The organism is Haemophilus sp. C1, from assembly GCF_001276515.1.
Taxonomy (GTDB): domain Bacteria; phylum Pseudomonadota; class Gammaproteobacteria; order Enterobacterales; family Pasteurellaceae; genus Haemophilus.
The window spans coordinates 13,752-29,049 of sequence record NZ_LDVZ01000018.1 but is presented as its reverse complement, the minus strand read 5'-3'; the positions used below and the strand labels follow the sequence as shown (position 1 = coordinate 29,049).

Genomic DNA, 15,298 nt, shown 5'->3' with positions numbered 1-15,298 from the left:
TGAAATTAATTATCTAAACTAATTCGCAGTGCCGCTGCGATGGCAAAGGGCGAAAGCGTTACAGCACCAACCATCATGGCACCTAAAATCGCCAGTTGCCCCCCATAAGGCACATTTAAGCCTGCTGCCTCTAATACAGATGAAGCAAAAATTAAAACAGGAATAAACAACGGAACAACAAGCAAACTCAACAACACGCCACCTTTTCGCAATCCCACCGTTAAAGCCACACCAATTGCACCAATACAACTTAATACAGGGGTGCCCAGTAACAATGTCAAAACCAATGCCCACCAAATATTCACCTCAAGAGAAAGTAATAAAGCGGCAATAGGTGATAGCAAAATAAGCGGCAAACCAGTGAGCAACCAATGTGCAACGACTTTAGCCAGAGCCGTCATCGGCAAAGGCTGTGCGGTTAACATTAATTGTTCAAGAGAACCATCAATAAAATCATCACGGAATAAACGTTCAAAAGAAAGCAATGCTGAAAGTAATGCGGCTACCCATGCGATACCCGGTGCGATACGGGAAAGCAATTTTGGATCTGGTCCAATAACAAGCGGAAACAAAGTAATCACAAGCAAAAAAAACCATAGCGGATTTAAAATTTCCGCATTTTTGCGCATCGCAATTTGAAGTTCGCGTTTAATTATTTCTAAAAAAATCATTAAGTTATTCCGCTTTATAAGCCGCTAAATTCAATTTTTGCAGATGAGAACTTGGCACTTCTTGGTGGCTGGTCAACAACACAATACCTCCACGTTGAGCATGCTCATCAAAAAGTGCGGTTAGAATTTCCACGCCTTTTTTATCAATCGCAGTAAAGGGCTCATCTAAAATCCATAAGGGAGCTTGAGACAGCCATAAGCGACCTAACGCGATACGCTTTTGTTGCCCAGCAGAAAGTTGTGCAGCGGGCAAATCTTCACGACCTAACAATCCCACTTTATCAAGCAAATCCCACAAAATATCAGTATTTTGTTCAGCTTGACTAATTCGTTGATAAAACTGCAAATTTTCCCATGCGGTTAACTCTGGTTTTACGCCCGAAAGATGACCTAAATAAAGCAAATTCTGATGATACTGTTCACGTTGTTTAGAAATTACTTCGGAATCCCACCACACTTCGCCTTCTAAAGGTTGAGCCAAACCCGCGAGAATACGCAATAAACTAGTTTTACCTATGCCGTTATGCCCTTCAATTTGCACAAAATCACCGCTATTAAAATCGCAAGTCAAAGCACGAAAAAGTACGCGCTCACCACGTTGGCAGGATAAATTTTGCAGAGATAACTTGTGTGGTTCAAACATAATTGCAAAGGGAAGATAAAAAGTGGCGGTATTCTACCACAAGAGAAATATTTGACGAGATTTTAGCCCCCAAAACAAATAACTCTTTAGGCGTAGATCGATAGGTTTGTTGATTTAAAACAAGGTTTAATAAATTCGTCTATTAATGCAAAAGGAAAAACATTTAATGATCTAAATCAAAATTTTTGCTATTATTTGCCCAATTTTGGTTATAGACCAAAACCCTCAACGAAATTTGTCTTTACATAGAAGGAATAAATTATGGCTTACACTCTACCTGAATTAGGCTACGCCTACGATGCATTAGAACCACATTTCGATGCGCAAACAATGGAAATCCACCACAGCAAACACCACCAAGCGTACGTAAACAATGCAAACGCGGCATTAGAAGGTTTACCGGCTGAATTAGTGGAAATGTGCCCGGGTCAATTAGTTTCTAACCTTGACAAAATCCCTGCAGAAAAACGCGGCGTATTACGCAATAACGCAGGCGGTCATGCAAACCACAGCTTATTCTGGAAAGGTTTGAAAAAAGGCACCACCTTACAGGGCGCATTAAAAGATGCTATCGAACGTGATTTCGGTTCTGTAGATGCATTTAAAGCAGAATTTGAAAAAGCAGCAGCAACTCGTTTCGGTTCAGGTTGGGCGTGGTTAGTATTAACTGCTGAAGGTAAATTAGCCGTGGTATCAACAGCAAACCAGGATACCCCATTAATGGGTAAAGAAGTGGCTGGTTGTGAAGGTTTCCCACTTTTAGGTTTAGACGTTTGGGAACACGCTTACTACTTAAAATTCCAAAACCGTCGTCCAGACTACATTAAAGAATTCTGGAACGTAGTAAACTGGGATTTCGTTGCAGAACGTTTTGAACAAAAAACAGCACACTGCAATTGTGCAAAATAATCAATATTGAAGAAGCCTAGCAAACGCTAGGCTTTTCTTCTTTCCCTATACTCAATATATAAAAGTGCGGTGAAAACGACTAGCCCCAAAAGTTATACTGTTATCAACAGGATAATCAACCCTAATTTTCTGTAGCTAATTTTTCCATTCGATCATTTGCTCAATCAATAAAATTAATTTTTTTCTTTCCATATCATCTAATTGATTTAATAATCGATCAAGTTGATAAATTTGATCCGATGGTTGCAAACTACTATCTGTGATCAAATCGGACACACGGCATTGAAACAGTGTTGCAAATTCACATAAACGCTCTACATTTAATCCAATCTTACCGCGCTCCATTCTAGAAATGGCATCATTACTTAATCCCAATATTTCTGCTACTTTTGCTTGTGATAAACCTAAGGCTTTCCGATATTTTGCAATAGAAGCTCCCACTTGTTTATTTATCTCAACTTTATCTTTCACGCCATTTTCTTTATTCCATTTTTTGAATGGAACGAGTATAGACATTCACCACCCAATAAAAAGAGAATTAAAATCTTGCAATAAAGAGTTAAATTCTTACAATAAGCAAGATTTTATACAAAATATTTTTCTCGCCCGAATCAACCCTGCAAATACTTTACATAAAATACGCACATATATTGAAATCAAGAGAATAACTATGTCGAACAAACACGAAAAACTAGCGGAACGTTTAGCTTCTATTTTGGTGGAATTGAATACCAGTGGGCAAATTGATATTAATGAACTAGCAGAACGCTTTTCTATCGGCATTCGCACCTTACAAAAAGATCTAAATGAACGTCTTATTTTCTTAAATTGGGAACAAAATGGACCGCGCTTTTATCGTTTAAACCGCGCCCAACTCGGCGTGTTCACTAAGGAAGATATTGAACGATTTGCCCATTTCGCTAGTGTGCAAGATCTTTTCCCTAAAATAGATCGTGAATTTTTTCAACATAGTTTAAATGAAAGTATTGCTGTTAAAGGATTACATTACGAAACGATTCAGCATCGCCAACAAGAATTTAAACAACTTCAAAATGCCATTGAAAAACATTGCATAGTGCAATTTACCTATCAAAAACTCGGCACTCAAAATGCCTCAAATCGTGAAGTTGAGCCTTATGTGCTGTTAAATAAAAATGGGGTTTGGTATCTCATTGGCCTTGAAAATGGAAAACAAAAAACCTTTTGTTTCACTCAAATCCACTTTTTAAAAATAACAGATAAAACATTCAAACCTAATGAAAAATTTCTCTCAGAAATTCAAAAAAGCGACAGCATTTCTCACGGCAATCAAATTAGTGAAGTTGTAATCAAAGTAGATGCTTCCGTTGCCCATTATTTCACTCGACGTAATTTGCTACCAAACCAAGAAACTATCCGAAAATTAGAAAATGGCGAGCTTCTACTCTCTTGCAAAAACATCCACGAGTTAGAAATTATTCCATTGGTGCAATATTGGATTCCATTTTTAACTATCATCAGCCCGAATGATTTGCAAGAACGAATGATTGTTAAGTTGAAAGACTATATGGCAAATATTGGAGCTTAACGATGGAAATCACAGCAAATAATTACCGCACTTATTACCAAAATTTAATAAATCAACGTGCTAGCTTTGAAATTTATCAAGTATCACTCACTGATATGATTTCCATCTGTGGTGAACTAGAAGAATATATCGAAAAACAAAACCTAAAATGCCGAATTTATACAGAAAAACGAATGACAAGCCTGCTATCATCTGTTCTGAATAAACGCTATGGCATTTTATCCGCAGCCTTTATCTTGGCACATAATCTTTTAACTTGGAGTCCTGATTATGAGATTAGTCGAGATTTGGCAAATAATCGAATCAATATTAGATATAAAAAGTGAGGTATTTTAATTTATGCATAATAATTTATTTGAAATTATTGTGGTTGCCACAATGAGTGCTGGTAAATCCACCGTAATTAATACGCTTATTGGAAAAGAATTGCTACATTCTGCCAATGAGGCTACAACAGCAACCATTACTCGTATTCATGATAAGGATGATTTACCTTTCTTTTCAGGTAATGCATATGGCTATAAGTCAGAACTTATTGCAGAAGCCTATAATATTGATGCACAAACACTAAGAGAATGGAATGCAAACCCTAAAATTAAGATGATTGATTTGATGGGAGATATTGAGGCGTTATATAACGATGAAGCTGAATTAGTGATTTACGACACACCTGGCCCTAATAACAGCCAAGATGATAATCACGAAGCATTAACTATGGAAGTGATCAACGATGGTGGTTATGGATTAATTTTATATGTTTTAAACGCTACTCAATTAGGTGTAAATGACGATAGAAGCTTGTTAGAAAAAATCAAAGAAGCATTAGGGAAAGATCCAAATAAAGAAATTCTTTTCCTATTAAATAAAGCAGACTGTCTTGATGAAGAAAAAGGAGAACGTCTGGATCAAGTTGTAATAAGAACCCAAAAATATTTAACTGAAGTCGGATTTAATAATCCAACAATTATCCCAACCGCAGCAAACTATGCGCTTGTATTACAAAAAATGTTAAATAAGGAGCTACTCACTCGCTCTGAAAGAGCTGAATTACGTATTGCGCTAGATAGCTTAAATACAAATTTAATTGTTGCCTCAACGATCGAAACAGAACAAAAGTTAAAAATCTTAAACAATATTAAAAAAACAAAAACAGAGGGACGAGTAAAAACGGCAAACGGAAATACAATTACTAAACAACGTTTAGAAAGAGCTTTAATGAAATCAGGTTTTGGTGTGGTGAATTATTTATTACAAGAACGTTTGGCGGTGATTAATTCTCCTTCATAGACATCATTAAAAATGATAATCAAAAGGCAAATATATTCTTTAGCATAAAATAAGGAAAACAAAATGATTAATATTAGCATAAAACACAATCCATTCACGGTTGAAACAACATTTTTAGTTGATGGGAAACAACCTGCAGATAATGTTTATTCTGAGTTTCTTACTCAGCGTTTCCAACAATGGGTAGAACGTTTATTTACTGAGTTAAGTAAAAAGAATAATGGTGCAAAAAAATTCAAGGTAACCTTCCAAGGTTTAGAATCTGATTACTTAGATTTAGTCGTCGCAGCAGAAAAAGCCGAAAAGGAGAGGTTTGAAATTCAATTAGAATTTCAAAAAGCGGAAAACGCTGATACACGATTAAAGAACATTCTAGAATTAGTTGAAGAAGCTAAAAATCACCCATTATTATGTAATGAAATGCAAACAAATACCAAAATCCTTAGTGATTTAAACGCTTCTTTTAATAAAGAGTTTGATATCTATGTGGTGGCAACTATGTCAGCTGGTAAGTCTACCTTAATTAATGCAATGCTAGGGGCAGATTTATTACCAGCAGCAAATGAGGCTACAACATCAACAATTGCAAAAATTTATGATACGGATATGCCTATTGGTGAATTTCATGGAGAACGTCGAGATTTTAATAATCAAATTGTTTCTCCTATACAATCCATTAATCTTCAAATGCTAAAGGATTGGAATATTCAGGAAGATACGGCTGTTATTAATATTAACGCTAATATTTCGGGTATGGAAAAGCGTAATCACGTGCAACTGGTACTTAGTGATACTCCGGGAATCAATAATAGCCAAAATGAAAAACATAAAGAAACAACGATTGCACATTTAAAAGATGGTAAGAAAAATCCGATTATACTTTATGTTTTAAATGCTACAACACTTGGTGTTGATGATGATAAAAATACATTAACTACAATTTCAGAAAAAATGAAAGAGTCTGGGGTACAAAATAAGGATCGTTTTATTTTTGTTATTAATAAGATGGACCAATTTAACCCAGAAGAAGAAAACATAGAAAGTACTATCGAAAGAACAAAAGAATACTTAAAGAAAAATGGAATTGAAAGTCCAAATGTTTATCCGATTTCAGCATATCTAGCCAGATTGATTAGAAAAGATAATAATAAGCAAAAACTAACTAAAGCTGAGGATGGTGACTTCTATTCTTTTAGAATGAAATTTAATCCAGATAAAGATGATAACTATGAGGGTATAGATTTTAATCTATATATGAATTTGCCTCAATTAGTTAAGGATAAATTAAAAAATGGCAACTATGATAATTTAGAATTAAGAAGTGGCTTACCTGCAGTTGAGAAAACAATCGATACTTATATTGAGAAATATAATGTTCCTGAAAGAGTATTCCGAGCCTATCGAGCTTTGAATAATGCAATTAAAGAGTGCAGCAATGAGGAAAAACTAACAATATCTTTAAAAGCAGATCAAGTGGAAATTGATAAGTTGAAAGAAAGCATTGAATCTATAAAAAAAGTTCAGCGTGAGTCTGCCAACACAAATAGTTATCTAAATGATCTAAAAGAAAAAGGTATTGGATTACCTGATGAAACAATTAGAAAATTAAATGAGAGTGAGAGAAAAGTAAATACTCTCATTAATAATTTATCGGGTTTATTCGTTGGGAAAGGAGAAGTTGCAACTGCAATAAATAGATTAAACCAAGTTCAAAATGATGTAAATTATGCAAGAAATGACATTATTGTTACATACAATAATATTATTAAGCAAATGGATGAGTTGATGAAAGATGAACTTGAAAAAATCTATAAAGAATACGTTAAGAAGCTATTTAAAGATGTAAATACTTTTGAAGTGCCTCAATTATATAATGTTCAATTACAGATTGAGAATGCTATTGTTAAAAAATTAGATAATAAGGAAATTGAGAAAGAAGAAGTATTCTCTCATTATGAAACCGTTGATGTATCTACTTGGTGGAAACCTTGGACTAAAATCGGGATTGGCGGAACTGAACAAAGAGCAAGATATAAAACAGTTGAATATGTTGATCTTAAGGAATTATGGGAAAGTCGTGGTAAGGATATTAGCATGAAATTTACCCAATTTACTTCAAAAGCAACAAAAGATATTGAGAGACGTCAAGCTCAATTAGTTGAACAATATATTCAATTTATGGATGCAGAATTTACACCTCGATTTAATGAAATTATTTCTGATCTAGAAAATAAGATGAAAGATCAAAAATTATTGGAGAAAAAGGTAAAACAAGCTAAGGAAAATTTAGAAGAAATTGAAAGATTTAAGCAGAAAGTTGCTGAAGTTATTAAGTTATAAGGACATTGCTATGTCAAAACAAAAATTTATTATTGCTGCCCGAGATAAAGGGCAGCCTGCTAATGAAACGTTAGAGATTTTAGCTGCACTTCATCGTAATGAACCTGAATGTTTTATTCAGCTAGAGGATGAGTCACCTATTGCGGAAGAGATGATTCTAGAGACACAAAAGCATTTATGGACTGAAAAACATTATAATGTATTACTTTCTAACTTAGAGACACTAGATTGCTTTTCCTATGAACGCTGTTTATATCTCACAAAAGTTAAAGAAAAATTACAGAAAGATAATATTCGAGGTTTTTCATTATCTTTAGGTGAAAACAATAAGAGTCAATTGGATATAAATAACAAAGAATTTACCAAAAAAGCGGATGAATTGAATATTCAAGGCTTATTAGGGGGTTATAAAGCCCCAGCATCATTAAGCGATGCACTAAAAAAATCAGATATTTCTCTGGTTAGGTCAATGCTTATTGCTGATCTTAATCATAGCAAACTAGATGTACAGGAAGTATTAAAAATGGGTATTTATGCTGAAACGCAAAATGCTCAGATATTTGAACCTTATGCAGTTTCTCTTTTCGCACAAGCAATTGATGAAAATTCAGTATCTTGGAATCAAAATTATTTTTCTATGCAATTAGTTTACTTAAATAAAAACTTCTCGCGTGAACGTTTTTTACATTTAATTAATGTAAGTAAAGCTATCTTTTCTAAACAAGAGAAAAAAGAAACATCACTGTCATTACAATCAGAGCCTCAACAAAATGCTCAAGAAGAGCCTAAAAAAACTGAATATATTTTTTCAAAACCTTCTTATAAAGAAAATAACGATATATGGAAAACAGCATTAAAAATTGGTGGTGTAGTGGCATCGGCTATTTTAGTTTTAATCGCTATCTTTAAATAAGGAAAATAGAATGAGTACGCAAGTTATTTCAATTGTTGAGGCGAATGAAATTCGTGAAATGGCATTATCAACACTATTGAGCGGTAGCCAATTACTAAATAAAAGTTATTTAACAAAATTAGGTAATTTCAATTTAGAGGATTCAAGTGTTTTGTTAAGCCCAAATTCTGATGTGAGAATTTTTCATGTTTCTCGTATTGTTTTGGGAAATAAGCAGTCAGTTTTAGAAAGTGTCACGGCTGCCTATACCGCATTAGGAACAGCAGGCTATGCGGTATTCTTTCTATTAAAAAGTGATGGACAAGAAACTCATCTTTATTTAGGTACACGTGGTCAAGGCGGGAGTGGTTTAGGTCAAGAGGCCGGAGATTTGTTAGAACAGGTCATAAATGGGCATTTCCCGGGTAGCCAATTGACCAATCAAAATTATGAACAACTACCTCAATTAATTGATGAACTGGACGATAATGCTTCTGCAATTACTGCGGTAACGGGCATCCCCTCACTTTCACAGGATGCTTATGAGCATTTTATTCAAGGATTAGAACATTTTATTGATGCTGCTGAGGGGAAAAAATATCAGGCTCTTATACTTGCAGAGCCGGTTTCACCACAACAATTAGAAATAATTCGTGTCGGTTACGAACAAGTGGCTACGCAGTTATCCCCTTTATTAAAACAAACGTTGAGCTTTTCCCAAAATGAGAGTGAAAGTATTAGTTTAGCGTTAAGCCAAGGATTAAGTCATTCGCTCGGAACAAGTCTTGGATTAACGGAAACAAAATCAACTTCTGAAAGCTCGTCTTTTTCGTATACTGAAGGCCGTTCATCTTCAACAACTTCCAGCAAGATTGCGTCAGGTGTTGGTGCTATGATGGGAATTGTAGGATCTGGGGTTGGTTTGTTCGCAGGTGGTGCAGGTGGCGCAGTTATTGGTGGTTCAATTGGTTCTGCCGTTGGTGGTGTAATTGCGAGTGCATTTAATGAACAAGAATCAAGTAGTTCTACACATAGTTCGTCAAAAAGTTTTAGTTCTAGTTCTGCATATTCACAAACTATGACCGAAACAGATTCCACCTCATTCACACAATCCCAAACAGATAGTCGTTCCTTAGGAGCAAGCCGTCAAATTACGTTGGAAAGTACGGATAAATCTATCGAACAGTTGTTAAAAAGGGTAGATCATCAATTAGAGCGGGTTGAAGAAGCGCGTCAATATGGTGCTTGGAATTCTGCCGCTTATTTTATTGGAGAGAATTCGGCATCATCAGAAGCCTTAGCCAGTATTTTCTTAGGGTTAATTCGAGGGGTGAATTCCAGTAGTGAAGATTTTAGTTTAACGACATGGACGGACTCAGATTCAATCTATGATTCAAAGAAAGAAAAGGTTATTGGTTGGCTTAAACAGCTTTCTCATCCTCGTTTACATAGTGAAGAATATGAAAAGCTCAATATTCCTTACTTAACACCGGCGACTTTGGTTTCAACGAAAGAAATGGCGATCCAACTCGGTCTCCCACGCCGCTCCACATCCGCCGTCACCGTCATCGAAACTCAAGCCTTTGGGCGTAAGGTGCAGAGGGCGGATCACGTAGCAGAGACTGCGGAGCGGGCAATTCATTTGGGCAATGTGTATCATTTATGGAATGAGATGAAACATAATTCAATTAAACTTAGCTTAGAGCAATTCACTTCTCATGTATTTATCTCAGGCTCTACCGGTTCTGGGAAAAGTAACACCGTTTACCAACTATTAGACCAATTACATCAAAACGATGTGAAATTTATGGTGATTGAACCTGCAAAAGGCGAATACAAAAATGTTTTTGGGCATCGTGAAGATGTGTTGGTATTAGGCACAAATCCGCTCCAAGCTCAAATGCTTAAAATCAATCCGTTTAAATTCCCAGAGGGGATACACGTTTTAGAACATATTGATCGCTTAGTGGAAATCTTCAATGTTTGCTGGCCGATGTATGCGGCTATGCCTGCTGTATTGAAAGATGCCATGTTAGAGGCCTATAAAACAAGCGGTTGGGATTTGGATACATCTTGTAATCTGTTTGGCAAAGCATTATTCCCAACCTTTACAGATTTACTCACACAATTAGAAAAAGTGATTCAGCAATCAGCATTCTCAGAGGAAGTGAAAAGTAACTATATCGGTTCATTAGTGACCCGCGTTAAATCACTCACTAATGGTTTAAATGGGCAAATTTTTGCTTCAAATGAAATTGATAATGCACAGTTATTTGATAGCAATGTGATTGTAGATTTAAGCCGTATAGGCTCACAAGAAACCAAATCGCTCATTATGGGCATTTTAGTAATGCGTTTGAGCGAACATCGTATGTCGGATGCTACTGGGATGAACCAACCACTCAAACACGTTACTGTACTAGAAGAAGCACATAATATTTTGAAACGTACTTCAACAGAACAAAGCTCAGAAGGTTCAAACGTAGCAGGTAAGGCAGTGGAAATGTTATCTAATGCTATTGCCGAAATGCGGACTTATGGCGAAGGCTTTATTATTGCAGATCAGTCACCAAGTGCGGTAGATATTTCAGCTATTCGTAATACCAACACAAAAATTATTATGCGTTTGCCTGATGAAACAGATCGTCGTTTAGCAGGTAAAGCGGCTGGAGTCACGGATGAGCAGTTAGAAGAAATCGCAAAATTGCCAAAAGGTGTAGCAGTGGTATATCAAAACGATTGGTTAGAACCAGTACTTTGTAAAATTCATCACTTTGGAGAGGAAGAAAAGCCGTATCAATATGAGCCGCAAAATCAGCTAAGTGATGAGAAAAAAGCATTTTATCAACATATTGCAGATTTGTTATTTAGCCAAAAGACGAAAAAACAGCTAGATTTGGTTGAAATTTCTAAAAGTATTGAGCAGTCAAAACTAGGTGTAGAGTATAAAAATTACTTTTTAGAGGTCATTAATCGTCTTGAGCAAAATACCATCCCGCCAATTTTGGAAAAAGATGATAATTATTTGGTTGATCTTTATCAACGCATTATTCAGCAACAAATAGAATTAGTTCAAAAAGATTTATCTGTTGAGTTACAACAGCATTTAGCTAACATTAGCTAGGGGACTATTATGTTAGAGAATTTTAAGCCTTCGGATATTCAGCCATCTGTAGAAAGCACTAAAGATAATTCTTTAAAAATGCCAGAGGTTAAAGATTTGCCGCCACTTGGAGGTGAAGAAAATCCGTCAAAAGAGATTAAACCTTTACCAAAAGTAGAAGATCTACCTTTAGAGAGTAAAAGTGATGTAAAAAAGGAATTAACTCCACTTTCAGAAGAATCTAAGGAAGATTTAAAGGAGCAAGGATATCCTGATTCAGTTATTGAGAATATCGGAAGTGAGGAAGAAAAAGAAATTTATGAAAATGCAGATTTAACACCAAAAGAAGTAAATGGACGTGATGCATTGACAAAGAATGATATTGATTTGAAACAAGAGGATGACTTCGGAAGAACAAATCTTGAACGAATGGAACAGGGGCTTGCACCACTAGATAAAGACGGAAATCCAATAGAATTGCACCACGTAGGGCAAAAAATGGATTCGCCTTTAGCTGAATTGACACGTGATGAGCATCGTGGAAAAGGCAATGATACCGTGTTACACAATAAACAAAAAGAATCAGAAATTAATCGGGAAGATTTTGCTAAAGAACGTGCTGAACACTGGAAAGCAAGAGCTGAACAAATCAAATCTGAAATGAATGCATAAGGAACGATGATGAATAAACTTATTGAAAAATTAAAAAACACTGACGCATTAATTCGTCCAGTAACAGAAGAAACAATTAATCAAGCAGAAAAAGCTCTTAATATCTCATTTTCCAATGAATATAAATCCTATCTTTCTACTTGTGGCGTTATTTCTTTGGAGTCAACGGAAATTTATGGTTTAGGTGTAAAAAATACATCTTATTTAAGTCTTTATAAAATACTACCTGAAATGAGAGATGAAGCTAATTTTCCTGCGTCATCTGTTCCTATTTCAGATATTGGGGATGGACATTTTTATCTTTATGATAATCATGCTAAAACTATATTAATTTGGGCTTCTCCAAATGGTGGTGTAGTGAAAGAAATTAAATCTAATCTGGAAGAATTTTTAATTTCATTACTCTTTGGCTAAATAACTTTAATTTACTATGCTTCCCCAAACTGACCCTAGCAGTCGGTTTTCTTCTAAAATTTACAAACCCACCAATCTATACCATAATGGCTCAATATTGATTATATTCGAGCCTATTATGTCACTTGCAGACAAACAAGAAAATTTGACTACTTATTACAAAGAAAATCGTGATACCTTTAACGATAACTTTCGCTTAAAAATGCACCGTACATTAAGCTGGTTGAAAAAAGCCAATGAAGAAGACAATTTAGATTTCAAATTTATCGCACTTTGGATTGCCTTTAATGCAGCCTATGCCGATGAGTTAAGTAAAGAAGAAATTGAACGTAAGGTATTTCATCAATTTATTACTCGCCTTTGTGAATTGGATTCTGAACATCTACTTTATGGAATTATTTGGGATGAATTTCCTGGGACAGTGAAAACTCTACTGGATACGCCTTATACATTCCAACCATTTTGGGATGCTCATAATGATCTATTAGCAGGAAAAGAATGGAAAGCAATGTTTTCTGCAGCGAAGAAAAAAGCCCATTTTGCTTTTGAAGAACAGAAAACAGCAGCAGTATTGGAAGTGGTATTTGGGCATTTATACACATTGAGAAATCAGCTTATACATGGCGGAGCTACTTATGAAAGTAGTACCAACCGCAAACAGCTAGAAGACGCCTGTGCATTACTGTCATTATTCGTACCAGCAATGGTAAAAATTATGTTGCGTAATGATTCTGAGCCAAGTTGGGGAAAACCTTTTTACCCAGTTGTAAAGTAAATTTATTTCTTACTGTAATTTGCGAACCAACCTTGCAATCTCGTTCGCTATAATTCTCACCAATCTGATATCATTCAGATTGAACTCCTTTGGTCTAGGTAAAAGTGCGGTGAAAATTCACCGCACTTTTTTCTTTTTTGTTTATCCCTCAATCCCTTCAAACAGTGCAGTGCTTAAATAGCGCTCAGAAGCTGAAGGCAAAATAACAACAATGAGTTTATCAGCAAATTCTGGTAATTTAGCTAAACGATCTGCGGCTGCAACAGCTGCACCAGATGAAATACCTGCAAGAATGCCTTCTTCCGCCATTAAGCGACGAGCTGTGGCAAGTGCGGTATCACTATCAACAGTTTCTACGCGATCAATAATAGATAAATCTAAATTTTTTGGAATAAAACCTGCACCGATTCCTTGAATTTTGTGTGGGCCAGGTTTTGCTTCTTCGCCCGCTAAAGTTTGAGTAATTACAGGAGATTCCACTGGCTCAACCGCAACAGAAGTGATTTGTTTACCAAAATCTAATTTAATCGCGCGAGAAATCCCCGTAATGGTGCCGCCTGTTCCTACGCCAGCAACAACAACATCGACTTTGCCATCCGTATCTTTCCAAATTTCAGGGCCTGTTGTTTCTCGATGAATTTGTGGGTTGGCTGGATTTTCAAATTGTTTAAGCATGACATAGCGGCTTGGATCAGAAGCAACAATTTCTTCTGCTTTCGCAATCGCGCCTTTCATTCCTTTTGTGCCTTCGGTAAGCACTAAATTCACACCTAATCCGCGCAATAAGCGTTTTCTTTCCAGACTCATTGTTTCCGGCATGGTGAGCGTGATTTTATAACCTCTAGCGGCAGCAACATAAGCCAAAGCGATACCTGTGTTACCGCTCGTTGCATCTACAATTTCTTTTCCTTTCGTGAGCGTGCCATCTTTTTCAGCTTGCCACACCATATTCGCCCCAATACGGCATTTTACGCTGTAGCTTGGATTGCGTCCCTCAATTTTCACGACCACATTGCCGTTATGACCAAAATGTTTTAAACGCACAAGTGGCGTATTTCCGATAGAATAAGAATTGTCTGCATAAATTGTCATAATATTTTCCTTTCATTGGACTTCGTTAGTGTTGGTTTATTTATAGCACCGCACTTTTGATTAAAAAAATAGTTATTTGATCTATTTTATAACCGTAAGCTATTTAACAATCCCTGTATTTTGTGAACGAACTTCAAGCCCTGTTTGAGCGGAGGAAGGGCTATTCATATTAAAGCGTAAGCCATTACGATAATTTTCCACCCACATCACCGTCGCACCACATACTGCAACAGGCATAATTAATAAATTAATCACAGGTACAAATGTGCAACAAGTTACTAATCCACCAAAAGTTAAACTTTGGGTTCTTTGATTGCCAAGCGCATTTTTCATGATATCGAAAGAGACTTTATGATTATCAAAAGGATAATCACAATATTGAATTGCCATCATCCAACAAGTGAACAAGAAAGTTAGTATAGGCACGATGGTTTGTCCAACCAAAGGAATAAAACTCAGTAAAAACAAAGCGATAATTTTTGGTAGGCTATAACGTAATTTTTGCCACTCTCGAGCAAGCATACGAGGCACATCCCTCATTACATCCACGAGACTATCATCATTAATATTTTCACCTGTCAGCATTTTTTCTACTTTTTCCGCTAGCAAGCCATTAAAAGGGGCAGCGATAAAGCCAGAAAGTGTGGTGAAAGTAAAATAAAAGAGCAATAAAATCGTTAAAATCGACAGAGTTAACAAAATTACACTGAGAAAACTCAGCCAGTCTGGAATAAAATTCATCACCCAATCAATCGCACTGGTGATTTGACTAATAAAAAGCCAAAATAAACCACAAAGTAAAACGGTATTGAGCAAAATAGGAATAATAACAAACCGACGCAAACCTTTTTGTGTGATGTAATGCCAGCCCATTACAAAATAATGGAAACCAGATTTTAATTCATTGGGGTTCAACATTTTTCTTTCCTTTCA

General features: G+C 35.8%; 15 protein-coding genes. 10 read left to right on the top strand and 5 right to left on the bottom strand.

The features are described from left to right. Positions 1–5: 5 nt before the first annotated feature. Both ccmB and ccmA read right to left on the bottom strand, forming a co-directional pair. Positions 6–671, bottom strand: a complete 666-nt coding sequence (gene ccmB / locus ABW51_RS07335) for a heme exporter protein CcmB (RefSeq protein WP_005637214.1) — start codon at positions 669–671, stop codon at positions 6–8. A 4-nt stretch (positions 672–675) separates the two neighbouring features. Continuing rightward, positions 676–1,314, bottom strand: a complete 639-nt coding sequence (ccmA, locus tag ABW51_RS07330; protein ID WP_053466202.1) for a cytochrome c biogenesis heme-transporting ATPase CcmA — start codon at positions 1,312–1,314, stop codon at positions 676–678. 261 nt (positions 1,315–1,575) lie between these two features. On the opposite strand from ccmA, the gene sodA reads away from it, so the two are divergent. Then, positions 1,576–2,223 (top strand): superoxide dismutase [Mn], encoded by a 648-nt coding sequence (gene sodA / locus ABW51_RS07325; RefSeq protein ID WP_053466201.1) that lies wholly within the window; start codon positions 1,576–1,578, stop codon positions 2,221–2,223. 135 nt (positions 2,224–2,358) lie between these two features. Here sodA and ABW51_RS07320 read toward each other — a convergent pair whose 3' ends face one another. After that, positions 2,359–2,739, bottom strand: a complete 381-nt coding sequence (locus tag ABW51_RS07320) for a helix-turn-helix domain-containing protein (protein ID WP_082318416.1) — start codon at positions 2,737–2,739, stop codon at positions 2,359–2,361. Positions 2,740–2,893: 154 nt separating this feature from the next. Here ABW51_RS07320 and ABW51_RS07315 point away from each other — a divergent pair, with 154 nt between their 5' ends. The 9 genes from ABW51_RS07315 to ABW51_RS07275 all read left to right on the top strand — a co-directional run bounded on the left by ABW51_RS07315 (position 2,894) and on the right by ABW51_RS07275 (position 13,273). Continuing rightward, entirely contained in the window at positions 2,894–3,790 is an 897-nt protein-coding gene (locus tag ABW51_RS07315; protein WP_053466200.1) for a helix-turn-helix transcriptional regulator, read from the top strand. A gap of 2 nt (positions 3,791–3,792) precedes the next feature. Then, positions 3,793–4,116 carry a hypothetical protein gene (locus tag ABW51_RS07310; protein WP_046942247.1) on the top strand — a complete coding sequence of 108 codons (324 nt, stop codon included), beginning with the start codon at positions 3,793–3,795 and terminating at the stop codon, positions 4,114–4,116. Positions 4,117–4,129: 13 nt separating this feature from the next. Next, a complete protein-coding gene (locus ABW51_RS07305; protein ID WP_053466199.1) occupies positions 4,130–5,077 on the top strand; it encodes a dynamin family protein in 948 nt (315 codons plus the stop codon). A 63-nt stretch (positions 5,078–5,140) separates the two neighbouring features. Next, on the top strand, positions 5,141–7,417 hold the full coding sequence (locus ABW51_RS07300) for a dynamin family protein (protein WP_053466198.1): 2,277 nt from the start codon (positions 5,141–5,143) through the stop codon (positions 7,415–7,417). 10 nt (positions 7,418–7,427) lie between these two features. Beyond that, positions 7,428–8,330: a hypothetical protein gene (locus ABW51_RS07295; protein WP_053466197.1), complete on the top strand. Its 903-nt coding sequence runs from the start codon at positions 7,428–7,430 to the stop codon at positions 8,328–8,330. A 10-nt stretch (positions 8,331–8,340) separates the two neighbouring features. Further along, positions 8,341–11,433 (top strand): ATP-binding protein, encoded by a 3,093-nt coding sequence (locus tag ABW51_RS07290; protein ID WP_053466196.1) that lies wholly within the window; start codon positions 8,341–8,343, stop codon positions 11,431–11,433. A gap of 9 nt (positions 11,434–11,442) precedes the next feature. Continuing rightward, positions 11,443–12,084 (top strand): HNH/ENDO VII family nuclease, encoded by a 642-nt coding sequence (locus ABW51_RS07285; protein ID WP_082318415.1) that lies wholly within the window; start codon positions 11,443–11,445, stop codon positions 12,082–12,084. 9 nt (positions 12,085–12,093) lie between these two features. Next, positions 12,094–12,498, top strand: coding sequence for an SMI1/KNR4 family protein (locus tag ABW51_RS07280; RefSeq protein WP_053466195.1), 405 nt, complete (start codon positions 12,094–12,096; stop codon positions 12,496–12,498). 118 nt (positions 12,499–12,616) lie between these two features. Beyond that, the gene (locus tag ABW51_RS07275) at positions 12,617–13,273 is read left to right on the top strand and encodes a HEPN domain-containing protein (protein WP_053466194.1); all 657 of its coding nucleotides are present in this window, start codon (positions 12,617–12,619) and stop codon (positions 13,271–13,273) included. Between the two features lie 141 nt (positions 13,274–13,414). Here ABW51_RS07275 and cysK read toward each other — a convergent pair whose 3' ends face one another. Continuing rightward, positions 13,415–14,365 carry a cysteine synthase A gene (cysK, locus tag ABW51_RS07270; RefSeq protein WP_053466193.1) on the bottom strand — a complete coding sequence of 317 codons (951 nt, stop codon included), beginning with the start codon at positions 14,363–14,365 and terminating at the stop codon, positions 13,415–13,417. A 99-nt stretch (positions 14,366–14,464) separates the two neighbouring features. Further along, positions 14,465–15,283 (bottom strand): sulfate transporter CysZ, encoded by an 819-nt coding sequence (gene cysZ / locus ABW51_RS07265; RefSeq protein ID WP_053466192.1) that lies wholly within the window; start codon positions 15,281–15,283, stop codon positions 14,465–14,467. Positions 15,284–15,298 lie beyond the last annotated feature (15 nt).